The following is a 22,602-nucleotide window of genomic DNA, read 5'->3' on the forward strand; positions in this document are numbered from 1 at the left end:
ATTAACGGCCCGCTCTTGGCGGGCCTATTTACTATATCAGACGACCGGAAAGACGAATTGATGCAAAGCGATTTCGCGCCTGAAGGCTTGTTCAGCATCTTGCAGGGGCCTGCCTTCGCGCGGCTCTCCCAGACGCCCGTCGAACGCGGCCACAAGCTGATTGCGGCCGGGACCGACGCAGAGGCGATGTACCTCGTCTTCTCCGGTCGCTTCCGGGTCGAGCGGGACGGCGTGGACCTCGCCGAGATCGGCGCGGGCTCGGTGATCGGAGAGATCGCCTTCCTCACCGGCTCGGCCCGTACGGCGGATGTGGTGGCCGCGCGGGACAGCATTGTCTATCGCATCGACCGCCCCACCTATGACGCGCTCTGCGCCGAGGTCGAGGGCTTGCCGCAGGCGATGGCGGCAGAACTGGCCGGACGGCTGGCCGCAACGTCGGCACGGGTCACGCCGGATCCGAGCCGCCCCCCGGCCCGCACCTTCTGCATCCTTCCAGCCGCCAACGCGCCCCTGCCCGAGCGTTTCATCCCCGATCTGACCCGCGCGATCGAGGCTCATCATTCCGTCACCCTTGTGACCGAGACCGCGTTCAAACAAGCCCTCGGCGAGCGTGCCGATCCCACGGCGCCCGACTCCATCGCGTGGCTCAACGCGCAGGAACAGGGCGCGCAGATCGTGCTCTTCGTGGCCAATGCCACGGATGGCGATTGGTCCCGCGCCGCGCTGAAGCAGGCCGATCAGGCCGTGATCGTGGCGCAGGCGATCAATTATCAGGAGCCCTCCGCACTGGAGGCCTTCGCGCTTCGCATCCTGCCGGAAAGCCAGCGGCGCCTCGTGCTCTTGCACCCGCATCGGATGCAGAAGGCGCCCGGCACCGGTCGCTGGCTCGATACGCGGCCCGTCTTCCTGCATCATCACGTGGCGCTGACCGGTGGAGACGCGGATATCGCCCGCCTCGGCCGGTTCCTCTCGGGTCGCGCCGTGGGCATGGTGCTTTCGGGTGGCGGCGCCTTCGGTGTGGCCCATGTCGGTGTCTACCGCGCGATGAACGAGCTTGGCCTGCCTGTCGACATCGTCGGCGGCACCTCGGTCGGCTCGGCCATGGGTGGCGCCATCGCCCTTGGCGTGCCCGCCGAGGAGATCGGCCCCCGCGTGGAGGAAATCTTCGTGCGCTCCGGCGCGATGCGAAAGATCACCGTGCCGAAGTTCGCCTTCCTCGATCACAAGGTTCTCGACGCCGCCCTTGTGGAGCACTTCGGAGAGGAGCCGATCGAAGACCTCTGGCTGCCCTATTACGCCGTCGCCGCTGACCTCTCGGAGATGGAGAAGGTCACCATCACCCGAGGCCCGCTGTGGGAGGCGATCCGCGCCTCCTCGGCGATCCCCGGCGTCCTGCCTCCGTTTTTCACCCGCGAGGGGAAGATGCTCGTGGATGGGGGCTGCATCGACAACATGCCCTTCCGCACGATGCACCGCCTCAAGACCGGCCCCAATGTTGTGGTCAACGTCCAGAAATCCACCGAGAAGACGATGCACGTCGATTACCCGAGCCTGCCCGGCCGGGGTCAGTTGCTGCGGCAAACGGTCAATCCCTTCGCCAAGCCCGGTGCCCGCGTCCCCGGCGTGATTTCCACCGTCATGCGCTCGCTGCTGGTGGGGCAGTCCGACATGATGACCGCCCTCAATCCCTCGGACCTGATGATCCGCCCGCCGGGTCTGACGGGCGCGGGTTTCCTGGCCTGGGGACAGCACAAATTGTTCTACGAGATGGCCTATAAGCACGCGATGGAGGATTTCGCGGCGCGCGAGGCGGCGGGTGACGCGCAGATGGCCGCGCTGCGAGCGGCGGCGGGCCTGACCACCTGAATGCCAGCGCCCACGCGGAGCGGCGTGCGAAAAGCGGAACTCCGCGCGCCACGGCGGCGGAGGTTATCCTGACCTTGGCAGCGCCAAGCATCCGGAGCAATCTGCGGCCTGACACCTTCCAATTTCGGGATATTCCTCATGAAAACATGCACATTGGCCATTGCCCTCACCCTCCTCGCCGCACCCGCGTTCGCGCAATCCGAGGTCGACCGGCTGGAGGCCGCCTCGGTCTCTGCCGGGGCCAACATGGAGGCTTTTCTGGTTTCCCGCGTGCCGGAGATCGCGCCGGCCATTCCTGACTGGGAGTGGGATGAGGAGATGCGCACGGCGGCCGCCTGCACCCTCGATGCCATCCGCGCCGAGGGTGGCGACGCCGCGGTGGAAACCTATCTCGACGAGATGGACGTCTTCGCCGAGGTCGAGATCACCTCGATGGAGCAAATGGCCACGGTCACCCCGGTGCCGATCAACCCGGACTTTGCCATGCAGACAGGTCAGGCCTGCGGCACCGCCGAGATCGCGATGCGCCGCATGCAGGAAAGCGGCCTGATGGAGGCGATGATGGTGCCCGACGTGATGGGCCGCCTGATGAACTGACCGAGGATGATGCCACGGACGGCGGGAGGAGCATGGCCCAAGGCCTGCACCTCCCCACCGCGCCGTAACGCGGCAATCAGAACCCCGGCGCGTTGACCCGGATCGTGGTGTTCGTGGGATCGTAGGGGCTGTCCTCCACCACCTCCGCGTCGAAGAGCTGCCGGAACATGCGCACCTGCAGCTTCGTGCCCACCTCGGCCAGGTCCGGGCGCACGTAGCCCATGCCGATCTGCTTGCCGAAGGCCACCGAGTAGCCGCCGGAGGTCAGGCGACCGATCTTCTCCCCGTCCAGCACCAGCGCCTCGCGGCCCCAGGGGTCGGCATCCGCCGGCCCGTCGATCAGAACCGTCACGCATTTCGAGCGGATGCCCTTCTCCAGCATCGCTTCCTTGCCGTGGAAGTCCTTCTCGAGGTCCACGAAACGGTCCAGCCCGGCCTCCAGCGGGGTTGCGTCGCGGCCCAACTCGGTGCCGAAGGCGCGGTAGCTCTTCTCCTGCCGTAGCCAGTTTTGCGCCCGCGCGCCGACCAGCTTCAGCCCGTGCTTTTCGCCCGCTTCCATCAGCTGGTCGAAGAGGTAGTTCTGCATCTCCATCGGGTGATGCAGCTCCCACCCCAACTCGCCGGTATAGGCCACGCGGATCGCGTTCACGGGGCACATCTTCAGCTCCAGCTTGCGGGCCGAAAGCCAGGGGAAGCGCTTGTTCGACAGGACACTTGCGGGATCGGCATCGCGCACCAGCTCCTGCAGCACATCGCGTGACTTCGGGCCCGCAATGGCAAAGACGCCGTGCTGGCCCGTGCAATCGTCCAGCCACATCGGCCCGAAACGATCCACGTTGTCATTGATCGCCTGTGCGAGGAAATCGCTGTCATAGAGCTGCCAGGCCCCGGCGCTGACGAGGTAGAAGCTATCCTCGGAAAGCCGCACGATGGTGTATTCCGTGCGCGTCGTGCCGGCCGCCGTCAGCGCGTAGGTCAGGTTGATCCGGCCCACCTTGGGCAGCTTGTTGGTGGTGAACCAGTCAAGGAACGCCGCCGCCCCCGGCCCGCGCAATTTGTGCTTGGTGAAGGCGGTGGCGTCGATGAGGCCCACGCCGTTGCGGATCGCCTCGGCCTCGGCCTTGGCGTAGTCCCACCACGCGCCGCACCGGAAGCTGCGGGCCTCAGCGTCGAAGTTCGATGGCGCATCGAGCGGGCCGAAGTAGTTGGGCCGTTCCCACCCGTTGACACAGCCGAACTGCGCGCCGCGCGCCTTCATCCGGTCATAGGATGGCGCCGTCTTCAGGGGACGGCAGGCGGGGCGTTCTTCATCGGGGTGATGCAGGATGTAGACGTGGTCGTAGCATTCCTCGTTCTTGCGCGCGGCGTATTCCGTCGTCATCCAGTCGCCGTAGCGGCGCGGATCGAGCGAGGCCATGTCGATCTCGGCCTCGCCGTCGACCATCATCTGCGCGAGGTAATAGCCGGTGCCGCCCGCCGCGGTGATCCCGAAGGAGAAGCCCTCGGCCAGCCACATGTTCTTCATCCGCGGCGCGGGGCCGACCAGCGGGTTGCCGTCCGGCGTGTAGCAGATCGGTCCGTTGAAATCGTCCTTCAGCCCGCTCTCCTCGCAGGAGGGAATGCGGTGGATCATCGCCATGTATTGCTCTTCGATCCGGTCGAGGGCGAGCGGGAAGAGGTCGGCGCGGAAGCTGTCGGGCACGCCGTACTCGAACCGCGCGGGCGCGTTCTTCTCGTAGACGCCGAGAATCCAGCCGCCGCGCTCCTCGCGCACGTAGCTCTGGGCGTCCGCGTCGCGGATCACCGGATGCTCGGGGTTGCCCTCGCCGCGCCAGGAGACGAGCGCGGGGTCCTGATCCATGACGATGAACTGGTGCTCCACCGGGATCGCGGGGATCTTGATGCCAAGCATCTGCGCGGTGCGTTGCGCGTGGTTGCCGCTGGCGGTGACGACATGCTCGGCGGTGATGACGATCTGCTCGTCCGAAGGCACGAGGTTGCCGCCCTTCTCCACCATCTTCGTGCAGGTGACTTCCCATGCGGTGCCGTTCCAGTGGAAGGCATCGGCCTGCCATTTGCGCACGATCTCCACGCCGCGCTGACGCGCGCCCTTGGCCATCGCCATGGTCACGTCGGCGGGATTAATGTAGCCGTCCGTCGCGTGGTAAAGCGCGCCCTTGAGGTCCTCGGTCCGGATCAGCGGCCAGCGCTCCTTGATCTCTTCGGGCGTCAGAAACTCAAAAGGCACGCCCACCGTCTCGGCGGTGGAGGCGTAGAGCATGTATTCGTCCATGCGCTCGTCGGTCTGCGCCATGCGCAGGTTGCCCACCACGGCGAAACCCGCGTTCAGGCCAGTCTCGGCCTCAAGCTCCTTGTAGAACTTGACCGAGTAGTCATGGATGTGGGTCGTGGCGAAGCTCATGTTGAACAGTGGCAGCAGGCCCGCCGCGTGCCAGGTGGAGCCGCTCGTCAGCTCGTCACGCTCCAGCAGAACCACATCGTCCCACCCCGCCTTGGCGAGGTGATAGGCGATCGAGGTGCCCACGGCGCCGCCGCCAACGACAAGGGCTTTCACATTGGTTTTCATGGGGCGCGCTCCGGCTGAGATATCTTTCGGCCCATACCTGCCCGAACGCGCGCAAAAACGCCTCGCCCATCCGACCCAAAGCCGCAGAAAAGCGACATGGGCGCGCGACAGGCGTCGCATCGGGGGTCTGGCGCAGGGGGGATTCGGCATCGGTCCATCGCGCGCGCGGTGCATCTCGCGCCGTTTCGCGGCCCTTTCATCGCAGCCTTAACCCTAATCTCCGCGCGTTAAGCATTTGTTAAACAGATTCACGCTGTTGTAGGGGCAGCGCCGGTCAACCCTCCCGATCCGCGCCAGATCCGAGTTCCTTCGGCCAAGGGGTTTTCCCATGTGCGGCTTAGTCTTCGCGCTCACATCTGACACGATCCTTCGCATGATCGAGCGGCCGCGTGTTCTGGACCTCATGGGTGACCCCGGCAACCCCGTCTCTCAGGGCGGGCTGGTCGACCGCGAGGCCTACCTCAAGCTCTTCACCGCCTTTTGTGATCACGACGCGCGCGTCCGGTTCAAGGGCGTCTTCGCGCCGTTCTCCTTGTCGCTCTGGCTCGCCGATTGGCAGGCCCGCGCCGCGTCGCCGCCCCCCTCCGCGCCCGGCGCTCAACTGACCTCTGGAACCTATGCATATGCTTGAAAACAGCACCATCCTCGTGACCGGCGGCACCGGCTCCTTCGGCAATACCTTCGTGCCGATGACGCTGGAGCGGCACAACCCTGCGAAGATCATCGTCTTGTCGCGCGATGAGATGAAGCAGTGGGACATGGCCAAGCGGTTCCGGAACGAACCGCGCGTCCGCTTCTTCATCGGCGATGTCCGCGATCGCGACCGGCTCTACCGCGCGTTGGATGGGGTGGATTACGTGGTCCACGCGGCGGCGACGAAGATCGTGCCCACGGCCGAGTACAATCCCTTTGAATGTGTGAAGACCAACGTCAACGGCGCGATGAACCTGATCGATGCCTGCATCGACAAGGGTGTGAAACGGATCGTCGCGCTGTCGACCGACAAGGCCTCGAGCCCGGTCAATCTCTACGGCGCCACGAAACTCGCGTCCGACAAGCTCTTTGTCGCGGGCAACGCCTATTCCGGCGAGCATGACACCCGGTTCGCGGTGGTGCGTTACGGCAACGTGATGGGCTCGCGCGGGTCCGTCATCCCGTTCTTCCGCTCGATCCGCGAGTCCGGTGTCCTGCCGATCACCGACCCCCGCATGACCCGCTTCATGATCACGCTCGAGCAGGGGGTCGAGCTGGTTTGGCATGCCTTCAACGACATGGAAGGGGGCGAGATTTACGTCCGGAAGATCCCTTCCATGGCAATTGGTGACATCGCGACCGCCGTCGCGCCCGATGCCAAGCAGGACACCATCGGCATCCGTCCGGGCGAAAAGCTCCACGAGCAGATGATCAGCCCCGAAGATGCGCCGCATACCTTCGAATATGAGGATCACTTCAAGATCCTCCCGAGTATCAACAATTGGGCGGCCAGCCCGTCCCGCATCAAGAACGGACGCCCGGTGCCGGAGGGGTTTCTTTACTCCAGTGACACCAACCCCGACTGGATGTCGCCCGCTGAACTGGCCGCATGGATCGACGCGAACGAGCATAAGATCGGAGCCGTTTGATGATCCCTTACGGCAGGCAGGACATCACGCAGGAGGATATCGCCGCAGTGCACGCGGTGCTCACCTCCGATTTCCTGACGCAGGGCCCGCAAGTCCCGGCGTTCGAGGCAGCCCTCGCCAACCATGTCGGCGCGCCATACGGGGTTGCGGTCAATTCCGCGACTTCAGCGCTGCATATCGCCTGCCTTGCGCTTGGACTTGGTCCGGGGGATCGGCTCTGGACCTCTCCGATCACTTTCGTCGCCTCGGCCAACGCCGCGCTCTATTGCGGGGCAGAGGTCGATTTCGTCGATATCGACGCGAATACCCTCAACATCTGCCCCGACACGCTGGCCGACAAGCTGGCCCGCGCCGAGCGCGAGGGGCGGTTGCCGAAGATCGTCATGCCGGTCGATATGGCCGGGCGGCCCTGCGACATGGCCGCAATCCGGACGCTGGCGGACCGATACGGTTTCAAGATCATCGAGGATGCCAGCCACGCAATCGGCGCGCGCTATCAAGGGGAATTTGTCGGCGGTCACGGGCTGGCGGATATCACCGTTTTCAGCTTCCATCCGGTCAAGATCATCACCACCGCAGAGGGCGGCATGGCCGTCACCCACGATGCGGCGCTGGCCCACGCCATGGAGGGCTTGCAGTCCCACGGCATCACCCGCGACCCTGCCCTGATGGAGGGTGAGTGCGAGGGGCCGTGGTATTACCAGCAGATCGCGCTCGGCTTCAATTACCGCATCACCGAGCTGCAGGCCGCCCTCGGCGTGACCCAGTTGCAGCGGCTTGACCGCTACGTTGCCGCGCGGGCGGCGCGGGCCGAACGTTACGATGCAGCGCTCGCCGACCTGCCGTTTGACCGACCGGCGCCCCTGCGTGACGCGGCCTCCTCCTGGCATCTCTATATCCTACGCCTGCACGACGCGGCCCGGCGAAAGGCGGTGTTCGAAGGCCTGCGCCGCGCGGGCATCGGCGTCAACGTTCACTACATTCCGGTGCATCTGCAGCCGCATTACCGCAAGCGCGGGTTCGCGCCCGGAGACTTCCCGAAGGCCGAGGATTATTACACTCGCGCCATCTCCATACCGCTTTTCGCCGCGATGACCGACGCACAGCAGGACGCTGTCATCACGGCCGTGAAGTCGGAGGTCGCACGATGAACCTCTGCGTTATCCCGGCCCGCGGTGGCTCCAAGCGGATCCCCCGCAAGAACGTCCGGCCCTTCTGCGGCAAGCCGATGATTGGCTGGTCGATCGAGGCCGCGCAGGCCTCTGGTCTGTTCCAGCATGTCATCGTCTCCACCGACGACCCCGAAATTGCAGAGGTCGCGCGGGCGGCCGGGGCAGAGGTGCCGTTCACGCGCCCCGCAAATCTCTCCGATGACAGTACGGCAACGGTCCCGGTCATCATCCATGCCCTCGCCGAGGCTGAAGCGCTCTGGGGGCCGCAAAGCCACGTCTGTTGCCTCTATGCCACCGCGCCGTTCGTGCGCCCCGAGGACATGCGTGCCGCCCGCGGGCTTCTCGACACGACCGGGGCCGATTACGCCTTCCCGGTCACGACCTTCCCCTTCCCCGTCCAACGCGGGGTGCGCCTGCGCCCGGACGGACGGCTGGAGATGCTGCAGCCCGAACACGCCCTCACCCGCAGTCAGGATCTGGAAGAGGCCTACCACGACACCGGGCAATTCTACTGGGGCCGTCGCGAGGCCTGGCGCGCCGGCAAGCCCCTGATGGGCCCCGACGCCGTGCCGCTGATCATCCCTCGCCACCGCGCGCAAGATATCGACACGCCCGAGGATTGGGACCGGGCAGAGCAGATGTTCACCTTGCTGCGGCAACCCTGCCGAAAACTCGTGATCCGGGCCGATGCGGGCCTTGATGTGGGCGCGGGCCACGTGATGCGCTGCCTTGCCTTGGCAGAAGAGCTGGACGGCGAGGCCAATTTCGTCTGTCGACGAGAGGCGGGTCACCTTGGTGAGCTGATCGCCGCGCGGGGCCACCGCGTGCAGTATCTCGATCCGACCATACCCGTCGCTGATGACGCCCAGGCAACCGCGCGCCACGCCGCGGATGCTGAACTGGTGATCGTGGATCACTACGGGTTGGATGCGAAATGGGAGCGGGAAATGCCCTGCCCCGTCGTGGCGATCGACGATTGCGCCAACCGTCCCCACGAATGTGACATCCTGCTGGATCAGAACCTCGGCCGCCGCGCAGAGGATTACGACAGCCTTCTGCCAGATCAATGTCAGCGGCTGATCGGGCCTGATTATGCTCTCCTGCGCCCCGAGTTCGCCCGTCACCGTGCCGAAAGCCTCGCACGGCGGGCGAGAATGGAAGGAGGGGTGGCGCGGCTGCAGATCTCCCTCGGCGGGGGTGACATGGGTTGCGCGCTGCGCGCGGTGCTGCGCGTGCTGGCGAAGCTGCCGAGGGTCGAGAGGTTGCGCGTCGAGGTGATCCTCGGCGCCGCTGCCACCGGCAGCACGGATATCGCCGCCGCGGCGGGCGAACTGCCCTGCCCGGTGGAGGTCGTTACCGCCGTCGACGACATGGCCGCGCGAATGGCGCAGGCGGACCTGGCGATTGGCGCGGGCGGCAGCTCCTCCTGGGAGCGATGCACCCTCGGCTTGCCGACGATCTGCCTGCCGCTCGCCGCCAACCAGGCCGGGGCCGCGGCGGCGCTGGCGGAGGCCGGGGCGGCCCGGACGGTCGCGCCGGGGGACGATGCGGCGCTCGGCCATGCCCTCGGGGAACTGCTCGGGGATGCCGGGAAGCTGCGGGCGATGTCCGCCGCCGCGGCGGCCATCTGCAACGGGGCGGGCCGCGAGCGGGTCGCGGCGGCGATCACCGACACCCTGAGCTGGAGCACCGCGCCATGACCGTCGCCCGCACCGCCACCTCCGCGTCCCCGGCGTCCCCATGGCCCGACCGGCGGCGCATTGCCGTCGTCACCGACCCGCCGGACGGCTGGTTCGCGCCCCACGCGGAGGCGCTCACCCACCGCCTGCGCGCCCGGGGTCACGACGCGTGCTCCGTCTCCCGGCAGGAAGAGGTCCCCGCCGGCGACATCGCCTTCTACCTCAGTTGCACCCGGTTGACGCCGCCCGGGCTGCTGGCGCGCAACCGGTGGAACCTCGTCGTTCACGCCAGCGCCCTGCCGCGGGGCCGGGGCTTTTCGCCGCTCGCCTGGCAGGTGCTGGAGGGCCGCAACGATATACCGCTCACCATGATCACCATGGCTAGGGAAGCGGACGCGGGCGACATCGTGATGCAGCGCCATCTGCGCTTTCGCGGACACGAGCTCAACGATGAGATGCGCGCGCGCATGGGGGCGGAGATCACCGGGATGTGCTTCGAACTCGCCACCGCCCCGGCGCCCCCGGTCGTGCGGCCACAGGAGGGCGAGCCCAGTCACTACCCGCGCCGCCGCCCCGCCGACAGCCGCCTCGACCCCCATCGCACGCTGGCCGATCAATTCGACCTGCTGCGCACCGTCGACAACGACCGATACCCGGCCTTCTTCGACCTTCGCGGCCACCGCTACGTGCTGAAGATCCACCGGCAACACGAAGGGGAGGAGGGCTAGATGCACGGCAGCTTCCCCGAAATCACCATCGCCGGTCGCCGGATCGGGGCGGATCACCCGCCGTATGTGATCTGCGAGCTTTCGGGCAATCACAAGGGCTCTCTCGACCGGGCGCTTGCGATGATCGAGGCCGCCGCCGCCACCGGTTGCGCCGCGATCAAGCTGCAGACCTACACCGCCGACACGATCACCATGAACCACGACGGGCCGGAGTTCCGGATCGACGGCGGGTTGTGGGACGGGCGCAATCTTTACGATCTCTACAAGGAAGCGCAGACGCCGTTCGAGTGGCACGAGGCGATGTTCGCGCGGGCCGCCGGTCTGGGCGTGACGCTGTTCTCCACCCCCTTCGATGAAAGCGCGGCCGACCTTCTGGAAGACCTCGGGGCGCCGGCCTACAAGATTGCCTCCTTCGAGGCCGTGCATCTGCCGCTGATCGCCCATGTCGCGCGCAAGGGGAAGCCGATGCTCATCTCCACCGGTCTCGCCAATCTCTCGGAGATCGACGCCGCCGTGCGGACCGCGCGGGACAACGGCTGCAACGATCTCGTGCTGCTTCATTGCATCAGCTCCTATCCGGCACCGTCGGACCAATCGAACCTCCGGACGATGCCCCATCTGGCCGAGGCCTTCGGCGCCGTGTCGGGCCTCTCGGATCATACGCTCGGCTCCGCGACGTCCGTGGCCGCCGTGGCCCTTGGCGGTGCGGTGATCGAGAAGCATTTCACCCTGAGCCGCGCCGACGGCGGGCCGGATGCGGCCTTCAGCCTCGAACCTGCGGAATTTCGTCGCCTTTGCGAGGATTGCCACGACGCGTGGCTGTCCCTCGGGCGGGTCGACTACACTCGAAAATCAGCCGAGGCCGGTGCCGCGACCTTCCGCCGTTCGATCTATGCCGTGCGTGACATTGCGGCGGGAGAGGCCTTCACCCCGGACAATCTCCGCGTCATCCGCCCCGGCAATGGCCTGCCGCCCCGCCACTATGACCGCGTCATCGGCTGCCAAGCCAGCCGCGCCATCGCACGCGGCACGGCGCTCTGCTGGACGATGGTGGGCTGATCGGGATGTTGCGCGCGGGGATCATAGGTGCCGGACGGATCGCTTGGTCCTATGATGGCGGCGCGTGGGACGGGGCCCGCAGCCTCAGTCACGCGGCCTGCTTCCATCGCCACCCGGACACGCGTCTCGTCGCGATCTTCGATCCCGACCCCGCCGCCTGCGCCGCGTTCGAGGCGGGCTATCGTGGTCCAGGCCCGGTCGCTTGTAGTGCGGAGTTCGAGGCCTTCCTCGCCCATGATCTCGACCTGGTCGCCATCGCCTCCCCGACCGAGCATCACGCCGACCAGATCAAGGCATGTATCGAAGCCGGCATCCCCAGGCTCTGGGTCGAGAAGCCGGCGACTGCCGATATGGCGTCGTTCACGTCGCTGCAAACTCAGCTTGCCCAAAGCGCCGCTCCTCCGCGTATCGTGGTGAACTACTTTCGCCGGTGCCTGCCCCATGTGTCCGAGGCCAAATCGCGCCTGCGGTCCGCTCTTTCGGCCGGAGAGCTGCGGCGGCTCGACGTGACCTACAGCCGAGGCCTCGCGATCAACGGCGTGCATTTCCTCGACCTGATCGGATATTTCTTCGACGCGGATGACGCGCCCGCGCTCGACTGGATCGACCGCGCCGACACGGCAGATCCGAGCTTCGGGTTCTCGCTCAGCGGTGTACCCGTCGCCGTTCTCGGGGTTCCCGACCTCGGCTACCACGCGCTTGATCTGCGCGCTGTCACCGACGGGGGCCGATTGTCGTTATCCCGCGGCGCGGCCGAACTCACGTGGGAGGCGAAACAGCCCAATCCCGACGTGCCGGGGTTCTTCAACCTTGCCCCGCCGGTTCACGTGGTGCCGCCCGACGTTTCAACCCTCGCGATGCTGGACGGCAGCTACCTCGCGTTGTGCAACCTGCTGGATGACGGGGCCGCGTCGCAGTCGCCTTTCGCGGCCTCGGGCTTCACGCAATCGATCCTCGCGCAGCTGTCGGAGGGTCTCCGATGAGCATGCGCATTTGCTTCGCAGCAGGAGATGTGGGCGGCGCGCGGGCGATCTTGCCGGTGGCGCGTCTGGCGGCAGCACGGGGGCTGCGCGTGGTGGGTTTGGACCACGGCGTCTTCCGCCGCGAAGGCGACGATGCGTGGCACTGGCTCTCCCCTGCCCAGACCCAACACGCCGCGTTTGACGTCTTGGTCTATGCCACCAGCGTCGCGGACCCGCTTGCCTTTCAGACCGCTCTGGGGGCGCGACAGCGTGGCATTCCGGTGGTGCATGTCCTTGATAACTGGTCGCAATATGCGGAGCGGTTGCAGGGCATGGACCGTAATGGCATCGCGAGGACCCTTATCCCCGATGCCTATTGCGTCATGGATCAATTGGCCCGTGACGCGGCAAAGGCCGCCGGGGTGCCCGGTGCCATATTGAGGATTTCAGGACACCCGGCGCTCGCAAGCCTCGCCGAGGAGCGCCGCCGGTTCCGCCCCCCCGTGCAGGGGCTGGACCACCTCCTGTTTGTCTCGGAACCGGTCAAGGCTGACAGCGGTGCCCGGAGCTCTCCATCCGGACGTGGCTACGATGAGGCTGAGGTCTCGAACCTCGTTGCAGCCGCATTGGCCGCGGTGCCCGTTGCGGGGCCCATGCCGGTTCACGTGGCGCCGCATCCCCGCGAGTGTCGCGAAGCGGTCGCCGACAGATGGCACAGGCTCGCTCGAACCCATGGGTTGAACGTCAAGATCGTCGCGCCCGACGGCGTCCGCGACGCACTGCATCACGCGCGCGCCGTGCTCGGCATGAGTTCCCTGCTCCTTTACGAGGCATGGCTGCTCGGCAAACCCACCCTCAGCCTCCAACCGAACCTGCGCCTGCGGGAGCTCAGGCAATTGCGAGAGCGCGAAGGCCTTGGGCTCTGCACCGATCCGACGAAGGCGAGCACGTCGGTCAAAGCGCTCCTCGCCACTGGCGCGCAAAGCGGAGCGGGCCGACAAGACATGGCCCTCCACGCAGGCGCGGCAGCGGCTGTGCTGGCCTGCGCACAAGCGCTCTGCCGGCAACCTGCACCCGCTCCGATGAAGGAGGCCACGCCATGACCGTCGAGCTTGCCATCCATGGAGGTCCCAAGACCCGAACCGCACCCTTCCCGGCGCATGTCACCGTCGGCGCGGAAGAAAAGGCGCGGGTTTGCGAGGTCATCGACAGCGGCGTCCTGTCCAACTACCTCGGCGCGCCGCATGAAAACTTCTACGGCGGCCGCTACGTGCGCGAATGCGAGGCGGCGTGGGCCGACAGCATCGGCGCCGCGCACGCGCTGGCGTTCAACTCCAACACCGCCGGCCTGATCGCGGCGATGGGGGCCATCGGCGTGGGCCCGGCCGACGAGGTCATCGTCACCGCCTATTCCATGTCGATCTCTGCCATCGCACCGCTGTTCTACGGGGCGACGCCGATTTTCGCCGATGTGGAGCCGGATACCTTCTGTCTCGACCCGGCCTCCGTCGAAGCTGCAATCACGCCGCGCTGCAAGGCGATCATCGCGGTCGACCTCTTCGGCCAGCCTTTCAACGGCCCGGCTCTGCGTGCCTTGGCGGACCGCCATGGCCTCAAGATCATCGAGGATTGCGCACAGGCCCCCGGCGGGCAGCTTCACGGCACGCCGACGGGATTGCTCGGGGACATTGGCGTCTTCTCCCTCAACTATCACAAGCACATACACGCGGGCGAAGGGGGCATCGTCGTCACGCAGGACGCGGCGCTTGCGCAACGCCTCGCGATGATCCGGAACCACGGCGAATGCGTCGCCGGCGCGTGGGGGATCGAGGATCTGCGCAACATGATCGGTCACAACATGCGCATGACCGAGATCGAGGCCGCGATTGCCAAGGTCCAGCTTGGCAAGCTCGATTTGCTACTCGCGGAACGGCGCGACCGGGTCGCGTATTTCGAGGAACAGATGCGGGGGTTCGCGCCGCTGACCCTGCCCAAGGTGCGGGAGGGAGCGCGGCACGTGTACTACGCGCACGCCTGCCTCTGGGACACCACCTGCGGGCTTGCTCGCAACGCTTTCGTCGAAGCCGTAAGGGCCGAGTTGCCTGTTTTCGCGCTGCGCGAGAAGGAAGGCGTCAAGCTCGGAGCGGGCTACGTCAGGCCGATCTACCTTCTGCCCGCGTTCGAGCACCGCATCGCACTGCAAGGGGCCGCCAACGGCCTGACCCATTCGTGGCAGAGCTATGCGCCGGGTCTCTGCCCCGTGGTCGAGGATTTGCACTTCAACCGGTTGATCTCGCACGAGTTCATCGTGCCGAGCATGGAGCGTTCGGACATCGACGACGTGGTGCGCGCCTTCGCGAAGGTCTGGGACGCGCGGGCCGCCTTGTCGCAAGGGGTCGCCGCATGATTGCCCCGGTGTTGACCCATGGCCCCGTCAGGCTGCTGCCCTTCGCCCGGCGGCACCTGTCGGAACGCTATGTGGGCTGGCTCAACTCGGCGCAGCTCATGCGCTTCAGCGAGCAGCGCCACCGTCGCCACGACATCGCCTCCTGCCGCGCCTATGTCGCGGGTTTCACCAACAGCCCCAACCTGCTCTGGGCGGTCGAGGATTTCTCGTCAGAGGCCCATGTCGGCAATGTCGCGGCCACGATCGACCCGGCCAATGGCCTGGCCGACATCGGCATCCTGATCGGCGGCGGCGGGCGGCGGGGCTATGGCTCGGCCGCGTGGCGTGCTGTCCTCGGCTACCTGGCCGGGCGCGGGGATATCCGGAAGATCACCGGCGGCTGTGTGGCGGGCAACAGCGCCATGATCGCGATCATGGAAGGCGCCGGCATGATCCCCGACGGCCGCCGCAAAGCGCATTTCCTTGTCGGAGGCGAGCCAATGGACGTGGTGCATTATGCGCATCCCTGCTGATCCCAAAACGCGCGAAACTTCCACGGCTGACGCAGGAGACCCGGCCATGTTTGACGACGCCCTTCGTTCCATCGACCCGGACGCGGCCCGCGCCGATCTGGAGGCCGTCGGGTACCACCAGCTTTCCGTCAGACTGCCGCACAGAGCCCTGGCCGAGGTCGTGCGCCAGATGGATGACCTCTGCGCGTCCAACGTAGAGCTCGAGGTCAATTACGCGGGCTCCGAACATCGCATCTGGCACGCCGAGACGCATTTCTCCAGCGCCCGCGCCTTCCGCGCCTTCTCGGATGCGGTGATCCTGCAACTTGATCCCGACATGGGCCGCGCCCGCAACATCCTCGCGATCCGCAACCGGCCCCTTGCCACGGACAGCGGGCAGTTGCGGACAGGCCGGTGGCACCTCGACAGTTTTCGCAAGCAACTCAAGATCTTCGTGTTCATGCAGGACGTCGGCGAAAACGATGGCCCGTTCGAGCTGATCCCCCGAACCCAGAACATCTCGGCCAAGATCAAGCACATCATTCCGGGGCGCTATTTCAGCCTGAAGGACATCGTCCAGCGGGCCGGCACGCGTGGGTATCAGCATATCGATGAGGGCTTCATCGCCGCCGTCGAGAAGACCTACCCCTCCAAGCTGTTCACCGTGCCCGCCGGCACGATCCTGATCGCCGACACCTCGGCCATTCACCGGGCCCACCCCGTCAACGGCGGCGCCCGCTACGCCTTCACCTCCTATCACTGAGAGCCCATGACGCCGATCCGCCTCTTTCTGCAACCCCATGCTTTCGCGGTATTTTTCCTCTGCCGCGTCATCGGCGTGGTGTTGCGTCCGCTGACGTTGCTGGTGGCCCTCACTTTGCCGGACGGCCAGTTCGCGCGGGACTATGCGCTGGTGCTGACGGCGATGGTGTCGAGCGTCGTGATCTACGGCAACCAGAACCACCGCGCGGTCTACGCCTATTTCATCGGAGATACGCCGCAGCGTCGCGGGCTTGGCGGGACCCGAAAGGTCTTGTGCTATATCGACGGTGTCGCGGTGCATATGATCCTCTTCGCGCCCCCGGTCGGAGCGGTCGTCTGGATCTGGACGGAGAGCATGCACCTCTGGGCTCTGGTGATGGCCCTGGTCGTGATGGAGAAGTTTTTCGACGACCACCAACGCGCGCTGATCTACCAGCGTCGCTATCTGGAATGGTCCGCGCACTTCGTGTTCCGAACGATCCTGCCGAGCGGGGCGATCCTTGTCATGGTGCTGATCTTCGGGGCTGGCAGCGTCACCCTCTATACCGCGCTCTGTTTGGCGTTCTTCCTCTGCTACATCAGCCTTGTCTCCTCTAAGTTCACGGGCGTCATCACGGCTTGGGCGCTGCACGTGGGACGGGAGGGGGTGAGAGGGGTTCGCGGCCGCGCAGGCAGTTACCTCAAGGCCTACGGTCGCGAGTATCTTGGCGCGCAGGTCTTCTCGATCCTCGCGATGAACATCCTGCTGGTCGACCGCTACTTCGTGAACGCCGCGTTTCCCGAGACCTTCGCGAGCTACGTCTTCGCGGTGAACATCTTCGCCACGTTGCCGCTGGTCCACAACATCTTCCACTTCACCCGCATCCGCCCGGCGCTGATGGACGCAGAGCGCCCCGTCCTTCCCACCATACTGAGCGCGCGCAACCTCCTGCCGCCGGTGGCGCTTGCCGTGATCGCGCTGCTTTCCTTTCGCCTGCTGATCACCCTCGGCTGGATCGAGTCGCCGCTGGAAGCCGCCACCCTGGGCTGGCTCGCGCTGGCCTATTTCCTCGCCGCGATCTCGATGGTGGCGCAGGAGTTCGTCTTCTGGCGCAGCAAACGCGGCCCGCTCGTGGTCCTGCACGCGGTGCTCTTCATGGCCATGTTTGCCGTGCTGAACATCCTGCCACCGAGCGTCGAGACCATCGCCATGGCTTTGGTCCTGATCCTCGCCCTGCGGCTTGTCGGCCTCGTCTGGCTCAGCCTTTCGGTGCACCCACGTTTACGGCTGCCATCCAGCGTCGTGGAGGAATGCCGATGATCCGCGCCCCCCTCCGCCGGCTATCGCTGCGCCAGAGAACCGTGCCGTTTCTGCACGCTCTTCAGCCTGACCCGACGCTCCTCTCGCAAACCGCCAACATCCTGTTCCTTCTTCAGACGACCCGCAAAGTCCGCGATATGGCGGCACCCACCCGAGGCCGTTCCTGGCGCCGTCTGCGGCGCGCCCTCGCCCATGGGGTACGCGCGGCCTGCCACGTCCGATACGCCTTCACCGCCCGGGTTCGCGCGCATGACTGGATCGTCGCCTTCGACGGCAAGCGGGCTCGGCCTCTGCCGGGTGAAAGCCCGCACCAGCACCTGACCCGCGTCTGTCGCACTAATCGCCCGCAATCGCTGCCCTCCCTGATCGGCATCAAAGAGACCAGCCGCATCCACCAGGTCGATATGTCCCGCCGGTTCGGCCATACGGACGAGAGCTACGGCGCGCTGGCGTTTCTCTGCGGTCTGGCGGGTCCTGCGGGACTCGCACGTCTCGCGTCGCAGGCGCTGATCGGCTACGCGACGACGCGTGACCCGCAGGCCGCCGTCATCTACGCCGGCCTCGATCTCGTCGAGCGCCGCCATCTCCTGACGCAATGTGGTTTCCTGACAACGACCTCCTCGACATGGCTGACCGAGGTCCTTCGCACCGGTTTCCTGACCGCCCGGCCGGATATAGACGTCGTCGAAGTGCTTCACGGCGCCTCGACGGTCACGATCGCTCCGTACTTCGCCCGCCTCCATGAGCTTTCGCGCGCCACGCCGATCTACGTGAACCTCATCGCGGACCTGCCGCGCTTTGCCCCGCAGAGCGACCATCTGCTCACCGACGAGGATGGAGAGATCGCGTGCAACATCCGGCTCTGGCAGGACCGCAAGGGGCGTGACGTCGCGATACCCCGCAACCTGTTTGAAACCCCCGCGATTGCCTTTATCGGCGGGGCGAGCAATGATCCCGACTACGCGGCAAGCAGCTATTTCGCCAAGGAGATCGCGCTGCTCAAGGCACTGCGCAGGCGCCTGTCCCTGCCGATCCGCTACTGCGTGCACCCCGCCCACGGGCCTGACCTGCAAGCGCGGTTGATTGGCCGGGTCAGGGCTCTGGGTGCGCAGACGACGGGCCTTTCGACTCAGGATGACATCCTCGCGGCCCGCATCACCGTCGGCGGCTTCTCGACCTCTTTGGTGGAGGCCGCCCTTCTGGGTCGGGAGGTCTTTGCCTACGAGGATATGGGCGCGCTTTTCGTGCCCGAGATCGCCGCGATGCTCACCTTTACGCCCGACATCGAGGCCTTGGCAGACAACATCGCCGAGGCATGCGCGGCGGTGTCTGCCACCTCACCCGAGGATGATTTCAACCTTGTCTCGGCGCTCGCCCGGCGGCGCTACGGGTTGGAGATGAGATTGACGGACGAGGTGTCGCCGCAATGACCATGGCGCAGACCTATCCCCTCCAACCCTTCGCAGAAGCCGCGATGCCAGTGCCGGTCTCGGTACAGACCGCAAAGCGCTACGCCTTCAGGATATTCGGCCTCTATTGCCTGATCTTCTACGTCGTCCCGGCAGTCTCGATCCTGTGCTTCGGCAATTTTCTCGAGGCCGCCATCCGGCCCCGCCCGAATTACCTCCTCGGGATACTCTACGTCGCCGTCGCGTTTTTGCTGTTCGCCCTGATCCTGAAGCTCCCCGTGCTGCGCCTGCCATTGATCGGCCGCACCTTGGCGCAACTGGCGTTCCACCCCCGCCTCTCGGTCGTCTACGCCGCGGGGTTCGTGCTCTTCGCCCTCGCCACCCGCAGCACGCTCGGCCTCGAGTTCCGCCAGACGGGAGAAGCCCTCGCCGAGGTCGGCGCGATCGGTTTCCTCCTGCAGCTGCTCACCATCTATTTCGGCGTCGCGATTTTCGTCCACTACCGGATGCTGCACGAGGGCCACGCCCGGCGCGCCCGCTCCGCGACGCTCCTGCTGATCGCGCTCGGCTTTGCCTTCAGCATCCAGGCGTCGCTCGATGTGCTTTTCGTCTTCTGTGCGCTGCTGGCATCCGGCACCCGCTGGCGGCGGGTGTTCGGGTTGCATCTGCGGATCACCCGTCGTGCGGCCCTCGCCCTCATGCCGCTTCTGGTACTCGCGGCGCTCTTCGTCGGGACAGCCAACAAGCTCGGGGTGGAGCAGGCCCTCGCCACGCTCTCAAACCTCGAGACCATTGCGCAGGTCTTCGTCCGCCGGCTGAGCTATCACTTCACCAGCACGTCGATGCATGTCTCGGAGAGCTTCTTCAACTTCGGCCTGTTTTTCGAGGCGATCCGCAACATCTTCGACACGATGCTCTACCGTGCCTCGGTGCTTTTTGGGCTCGACGGGCTGACCAAGCCCGAGGTCGTCTCCACCGCGCGCATGAATTTCCTGCAATTGTCCTCTGGCTGGCGCGCACGGACCGGAGCGTCCCCCTCGATCCTCGGCTCGGCCTTCTACTTTCCGGGCGCCGGTTTCGCGATCCTCTACTACGTCTTCATCATCCGGGGCGTCGCCATGATGCTCGGCCGGATCATGGCGCCGTTCCTCACCAACGTGCCCTTCCTGCTTCTCAGCATGGTGACAATGGCCGGCGTCCGTGACGCCGCGCTGGACGGCCTCAACCCGCTGAGCCCCGGCTTCGTGCGGCTGTGCTTCCTCTACCTCGGCTTGGTCTACGTCCTGCGCACCGCCCCGTCCGAGCAGACGGATGGCCCGCGCGCTTCAACATCAACGAATTTACCAAAGGTGCCTTGATGGATCTGGATCATGTCAAAATCGCAGTCGTGGGCCTGGGCTATGTCGGCCTGCCGCTCGCCCTGGCCTTCGCGCGTGACCGGCCCGTGACCGGCTTCGACATCTCCGAAAAGCGCGTGACGGACCTTCAGGCCGGCACCGACACGACGCTTGCCACAACCGCTGACGAACTGCGCGGCACCCCGAACCTCACCTTTACCACGGACCCGGCCGGAATGGCGCAGGCGAATGTCTATATCATCACGGTACCGACCCCGATCGACGCCTTCAAGCGGCCCGACCTCGACCCCCTTCTCAGCGCATCTCGCAGCGTCGCCGCGACCCTCTCGAAGGGCGATACCGTGATCTACGAGAGCACCGTCTACCCCGGCGCCACGGAAGAGGATTGCGTGCCCGTGTTGGAAGAAGTCTCGGGCCTGCGCCTCAACGAGGATTTCTTCGTCGGCTACAGCCCCGAACGGATTAACCCCGGCGACAAGGTGAATACGCTGGAGACGATCACCAAGGTCACGTCCGGCTCCACCCCTGAAGCCGCGCGCTTCGTCGATGCGCTCTACGGCAGCATCATCACCGCCGGCACCCACCTTGCGCCGACCATCCGGGTCGCCGAGGCCGCCAAGGTGATCGAGAACACGCAGCGCGACATCAACATCGCGCTGATGAACGAGTTTGCGCTGATCTTCGGACGGTTGGGGGTGAACACGCTCGACGTCTTGGCCGCAGCCGGGACGAAATGGAACTTCCTGCCGTTCCGTCCGGGACTGGTGGGCGGCCACTGCATCGGGGTCGATCCCTATTATCTCACCCACAAGGCCAAGGCAGTCGGATACGACGCCGAGATCGTCCTGTCGGGCCGCAAGATCAACGACGCCATGGGCGGTTTCATCGCCAAGCAGATGATCCGGGCGATGATCCTGAAATCCATCCAGATCAAGGACAGCCGCGTGCTTCTGATGGGGCTGACCTTCAAGGAAAACTGTCCCGACCTGCGCAACACCCGCGTGATAGACCTGCTGACGGAATTGCAAAGCTTCGGGATGAAGGTTGACGTGCATGATCCCTGGGCCGACCCGAAGGAGGCGAAATCGGCCTATGGCATCTCTCTGGTGGAGCCCGAGCAAGGCGCCTATGACGGCATCATTGTGCCGGTCTGTCACGGAGAGTTTCTTGCCATGTCGGACGCGGCAATGCGGGCTTTGGCGAAGCCCAACCACGTCATCTACGACGTCAAAGGCGCGCTGCCGCAGGTGACGGCAGACCTGTCCTTGTAGCGCGGTTGCCGAATGTCTTGACCGTCTCGACAAGCTGCGCGTGCATCCGCGTGGAGAGGGTATCATACCCCAAATGCTGGACAAATGCGGCGCGGGAGGCGGCTTTGGCGGTCGTCAATGTGTGCGGGTCATCCTGCAATCTCGTCAAAGCCTCGGTCAATTCCGCAGCGGTCTCATAGCAGAAGCCACTTCCGGTCCGGCGCAGGAAGTCGGCCAAGGCACCACGCTTGAACGCCAGCCCCACATGCAGCCCGCCGCCGAGGTATTCGGTCGTCTTGTTCGGCATGTTGGCCGCGAAATTGTCGGTGAAGATGTAGGGCGCCAGACCGATGTCCGACAGTTCCATCGCCGCTTGCAGCCGGGCCGCACCTACCGGGCCGTGCATCGTACAATTGGGCAGAGACGCGCAGCCTTCAGACAAGAATTTCTGCTGCTGGCCGGCGCCGAAGAAATGGAAGTGATGCGCGCTGCCTTTTGCCTGCAACCGTCGGGCTGCCTCCAGCACCGGGGCGAAGTCGAAGGCCTTCGAGAGCGTGCCGAAGAAGACGACATGCAACCGATCAGGCTGGAAGAGCCCCTCACGCCGCCACGCGTCTTGGATCGCCGCCTTCTCTGCGTCGGAGACCGTCAGCGGCTTGTAGGCAATCGGCAGCGTCATGTCATGTCGCCCGCGCCTGCGCCCGCCCAGGCTGCAGCCCCATTCCACGAAGGCATCAGAGTTGCCCCAGATGGCCGTCGCGTCCCGGCAAATCTCTGCCACGCGGGCCTTCATCGGAGCGGTCGCAAGCCGCACCAGCGGGCCGAGGGACGCCGGCGCGCTTTCGACGAAGATGTCGGGGTGAAGATCGCGGATATCGACGATCACGGGGATGCCGTGCGCCATGCCATAGCGCACCGAGGCCAGCGCCAGATCGACCGAGGGCATTGAGGCGAGGATCACGTCGGGCGGCCCTTGGCGCGGCGCGAGCTCGACAAAACCCGCCGCCACCGCGCGGTCGTAGCGCAAGCGGGCGAGAGACTTGGTCTTTCCGTAGCCCGTCGCCGCGAGGTAGCGGATGCGATAGGTGTCGGAGACCGCGATCTCGGCGTTGTCATGTCCGCGCTGGCGACGGCCGTAGTGATCATAATCCCCCGTCCACCACAGAACCTCCGCGCCATGGGTCGACAGATATTCCGCCATCAGCCCGGTACGCATCGGACGCCGCCGCTCGCCCATATCGTGCGGCGTAGGCTCCGCCCGCTGCGTTAACCATACTTGCATCGTGGCCCCCCTCGTTCTCGCGGTGAAGCGCCACCACTGCCTCTGCCATCTCAGCCCGCCCACGTTAATTT

19 protein-coding genes are annotated in these 22,602 nt (G+C 65.8%); 17 read left to right on the forward strand and 2 right to left on the reverse strand.

Annotated features, from left to right (window positions below):
* The first annotated feature begins 60 nt into the window (after positions 1 to 60).
* Together KYE46_RS15830 and KYE46_RS15835 are read left to right on the forward strand one after the other, a co-directional pair.
* Entirely contained in the window at positions 61 to 1,866 is a 1,806-nt protein-coding gene (locus tag KYE46_RS15830) for a patatin-like phospholipase family protein (RefSeq protein WP_219001933.1), read from the forward strand.
* 138 nt (positions 1,867 to 2,004) lie between these two features.
* Positions 2,005 to 2,463: a hypothetical protein gene (locus KYE46_RS15835; RefSeq protein WP_219001934.1), complete on the forward strand. Its 459-nt coding sequence runs from the start codon at positions 2,005 to 2,007 to the stop codon at positions 2,461 to 2,463.
* A 76-nt stretch (positions 2,464 to 2,539) separates the two neighbouring features.
* Here KYE46_RS15835 and KYE46_RS15840 read toward each other — a convergent pair whose 3' ends face one another.
* Positions 2,540 to 5,050 (reverse strand): GcvT family protein, encoded by a 2,511-nt coding sequence (locus KYE46_RS15840; RefSeq protein WP_219001935.1) that lies wholly within the window; start codon positions 5,048 to 5,050, stop codon positions 2,540 to 2,542.
* Between the two features lie 328 nt (positions 5,051 to 5,378).
* Between KYE46_RS15840 and KYE46_RS15845 the strand changes: the two genes are divergently transcribed.
* From KYE46_RS15845 to KYE46_RS15915, 15 genes are read left to right on the forward strand one after another with little or no spacing between them, the layout of a single operon-like run.
* Positions 5,379 to 5,681, forward strand: coding sequence for a hypothetical protein (locus KYE46_RS15845; RefSeq protein ID WP_219001953.1), 303 nt, complete (start codon positions 5,379 to 5,381; stop codon positions 5,679 to 5,681).
* Positions 5,674 to 6,672 (forward strand): UDP-N-acetylglucosamine 4,6-dehydratase (inverting), encoded by a 999-nt coding sequence (gene pseB, locus KYE46_RS15850; protein WP_219001955.1) that lies wholly within the window; start codon positions 5,674 to 5,676, stop codon positions 6,670 to 6,672. Before KYE46_RS15845 ends, pseB begins: the two co-directional genes overlap by 8 nt.
* Entirely contained in the window at positions 6,672 to 7,823 is a 1,152-nt protein-coding gene (pseC, locus tag KYE46_RS15855; RefSeq protein ID WP_219001957.1) for a UDP-4-amino-4,6-dideoxy-N-acetyl-beta-L-altrosamine transaminase, read from the forward strand. The genes pseB and pseC overlap by 1 nt, the downstream gene beginning before the upstream one ends.
* Positions 7,820 to 9,544: a pseudaminic acid cytidylyltransferase gene (gene pseF / locus KYE46_RS15860; RefSeq protein ID WP_219001959.1), complete on the forward strand. Its 1,725-nt coding sequence runs from the start codon at positions 7,820 to 7,822 to the stop codon at positions 9,542 to 9,544. The genes pseC and pseF overlap by 4 nt, the downstream gene beginning before the upstream one ends.
* Positions 9,541 to 10,251: a formyltransferase family protein gene (locus tag KYE46_RS15865; protein ID WP_219001961.1), complete on the forward strand. Its 711-nt coding sequence runs from the start codon at positions 9,541 to 9,543 to the stop codon at positions 10,249 to 10,251. Before pseF ends, KYE46_RS15865 begins: the two co-directional genes overlap by 4 nt.
* Complete coding sequence (gene pseI, locus KYE46_RS15870; RefSeq protein WP_219001963.1) at positions 10,252 to 11,310, forward strand: pseudaminic acid synthase; 1,059 nt, start codon at positions 10,252 to 10,254, stop codon at positions 11,308 to 11,310.
* A 5-nt stretch (positions 11,311 to 11,315) separates the two neighbouring features.
* Positions 11,316 to 12,293 (forward strand): Gfo/Idh/MocA family protein, encoded by a 978-nt coding sequence (locus KYE46_RS15875; protein WP_219001966.1) that lies wholly within the window; start codon positions 11,316 to 11,318, stop codon positions 12,291 to 12,293.
* Positions 12,290 to 13,375 (forward strand): glycosyltransferase family protein, encoded by a 1,086-nt coding sequence (locus tag KYE46_RS15880; RefSeq protein ID WP_219001969.1) that lies wholly within the window; start codon positions 12,290 to 12,292, stop codon positions 13,373 to 13,375. Before KYE46_RS15875 ends, KYE46_RS15880 begins: the two co-directional genes overlap by 4 nt.
* Positions 13,372 to 14,679 (forward strand): DegT/DnrJ/EryC1/StrS family aminotransferase, encoded by a 1,308-nt coding sequence (locus tag KYE46_RS15885; RefSeq protein ID WP_219001971.1) that lies wholly within the window; start codon positions 13,372 to 13,374, stop codon positions 14,677 to 14,679. The genes KYE46_RS15880 and KYE46_RS15885 overlap by 4 nt, the downstream gene beginning before the upstream one ends.
* Positions 14,676 to 15,191, forward strand: a complete 516-nt coding sequence (locus KYE46_RS15890; protein ID WP_219001973.1) for a GNAT family N-acetyltransferase — start codon at positions 14,676 to 14,678, stop codon at positions 15,189 to 15,191. Before KYE46_RS15885 ends, KYE46_RS15890 begins: the two co-directional genes overlap by 4 nt.
* 46 nt (positions 15,192 to 15,237) lie before the next feature.
* Positions 15,238 to 15,933 carry a hypothetical protein gene (locus tag KYE46_RS15895; protein WP_219001975.1) on the forward strand — a complete coding sequence of 232 codons (696 nt, stop codon included), beginning with the start codon at positions 15,238 to 15,240 and terminating at the stop codon, positions 15,931 to 15,933.
* Between the two features lie 6 nt (positions 15,934 to 15,939).
* Positions 15,940 to 17,232 carry a hypothetical protein gene (locus tag KYE46_RS15900; RefSeq protein WP_219001976.1) on the forward strand — a complete coding sequence of 431 codons (1,293 nt, stop codon included), beginning with the start codon at positions 15,940 to 15,942 and terminating at the stop codon, positions 17,230 to 17,232.
* A complete protein-coding gene (locus KYE46_RS15905; RefSeq protein ID WP_219001977.1) occupies positions 17,229 to 18,662 on the forward strand; it encodes a hypothetical protein in 1,434 nt (477 codons plus the stop codon). The genes KYE46_RS15900 and KYE46_RS15905 overlap by 4 nt, the downstream gene beginning before the upstream one ends.
* A 2-nt stretch (positions 18,663 to 18,664) precedes the next feature.
* Positions 18,665 to 19,999 carry a hypothetical protein gene (locus tag KYE46_RS15910; protein WP_219001978.1) on the forward strand — a complete coding sequence of 445 codons (1,335 nt, stop codon included), beginning with the start codon at positions 18,665 to 18,667 and terminating at the stop codon, positions 19,997 to 19,999.
* Complete coding sequence (locus tag KYE46_RS15915) at positions 19,999 to 21,270, forward strand: nucleotide sugar dehydrogenase (RefSeq protein ID WP_283095202.1); 1,272 nt, start codon at positions 19,999 to 20,001, stop codon at positions 21,268 to 21,270. The genes KYE46_RS15910 and KYE46_RS15915 overlap by 1 nt, the downstream gene beginning before the upstream one ends.
* On the opposite strand, the gene KYE46_RS15920 is transcribed toward KYE46_RS15915, so the two are convergent.
* Entirely contained in the window at positions 21,227 to 22,531 is a 1,305-nt protein-coding gene (locus KYE46_RS15920; protein ID WP_219001980.1) for a glycosyltransferase, read from the reverse strand. The genes KYE46_RS15915 and KYE46_RS15920 overlap by 44 nt on opposite strands.
* Positions 22,532 to 22,602: the final 71 nt, after the last annotated feature.

This window comes from Gymnodinialimonas ceratoperidinii (assembly GCF_019297855.1).
In the GTDB taxonomy this organism is placed as follows: domain Bacteria; phylum Pseudomonadota; class Alphaproteobacteria; order Rhodobacterales; family Rhodobacteraceae; genus Gymnodinialimonas; species Gymnodinialimonas ceratoperidinii.

Excerpts from the sequence above, each read along its gene's own strand:
- KYE46_RS15830 (WP_219001933.1), top strand. The coding sequence starts at position 61 with ATGCAAAGCGATTTCGCGCCTGAAGGCTTGTTCAGCATCTTGCAGGGG.
- KYE46_RS15835 (WP_219001934.1), top strand. The coding sequence starts at position 2,005 with ATGAAAACATGCACATTGGCCATTGCCCTCACCCTCCTCGCCGCACCC.
- KYE46_RS15840 (WP_219001935.1), bottom strand. The coding sequence starts at position 5,050 with ATGAAAACCAATGTGAAAGCCCTTGTCGTTGGCGGCGGCGCCGTGGGC.
- KYE46_RS15845 (WP_219001953.1), top strand. The coding sequence starts at position 5,379 with ATGTGCGGCTTAGTCTTCGCGCTCACATCTGACACGATCCTTCGCATG.
- pseB (WP_219001955.1), top strand. The coding sequence starts at position 5,674 with ATGCTTGAAAACAGCACCATCCTCGTGACCGGCGGCACCGGCTCCTTC.
- pseC (WP_219001957.1), top strand. The coding sequence starts at position 6,672 with ATGATCCCTTACGGCAGGCAGGACATCACGCAGGAGGATATCGCCGCA.
- pseF (WP_219001959.1), top strand. The coding sequence starts at position 7,820 with ATGAACCTCTGCGTTATCCCGGCCCGCGGTGGCTCCAAGCGGATCCCC.
- KYE46_RS15865 (WP_219001961.1), top strand. The coding sequence starts at position 9,541 with ATGACCGTCGCCCGCACCGCCACCTCCGCGTCCCCGGCGTCCCCATGG.
- pseI (WP_219001963.1), top strand. The coding sequence starts at position 10,252 with ATGCACGGCAGCTTCCCCGAAATCACCATCGCCGGTCGCCGGATCGGG.
- KYE46_RS15875 (WP_219001966.1), top strand. The coding sequence starts at position 11,316 with ATGTTGCGCGCGGGGATCATAGGTGCCGGACGGATCGCTTGGTCCTAT.
- KYE46_RS15880 (WP_219001969.1), top strand. The coding sequence starts at position 12,290 with ATGAGCATGCGCATTTGCTTCGCAGCAGGAGATGTGGGCGGCGCGCGG.
- KYE46_RS15885 (WP_219001971.1), top strand. The coding sequence starts at position 13,372 with ATGACCGTCGAGCTTGCCATCCATGGAGGTCCCAAGACCCGAACCGCA.
- KYE46_RS15890 (WP_219001973.1), top strand. The coding sequence starts at position 14,676 with ATGATTGCCCCGGTGTTGACCCATGGCCCCGTCAGGCTGCTGCCCTTC.
- KYE46_RS15895 (WP_219001975.1), top strand. The coding sequence starts at position 15,238 with ATGTTTGACGACGCCCTTCGTTCCATCGACCCGGACGCGGCCCGCGCC.
- KYE46_RS15900 (WP_219001976.1), top strand. The coding sequence starts at position 15,940 with ATGACGCCGATCCGCCTCTTTCTGCAACCCCATGCTTTCGCGGTATTT.
- KYE46_RS15905 (WP_219001977.1), top strand. The coding sequence starts at position 17,229 with ATGATCCGCGCCCCCCTCCGCCGGCTATCGCTGCGCCAGAGAACCGTG.
- KYE46_RS15910 (WP_219001978.1), top strand. The coding sequence starts at position 18,665 with ATGGCGCAGACCTATCCCCTCCAACCCTTCGCAGAAGCCGCGATGCCA.
- KYE46_RS15915 (WP_283095202.1), top strand. The coding sequence starts at position 19,999 with ATGGATCTGGATCATGTCAAAATCGCAGTCGTGGGCCTGGGCTATGTC.
- KYE46_RS15920 (WP_219001980.1), bottom strand. The coding sequence starts at position 22,531 with ATGCAAGTATGGTTAACGCAGCGGGCGGAGCCTACGCCGCACGATATG.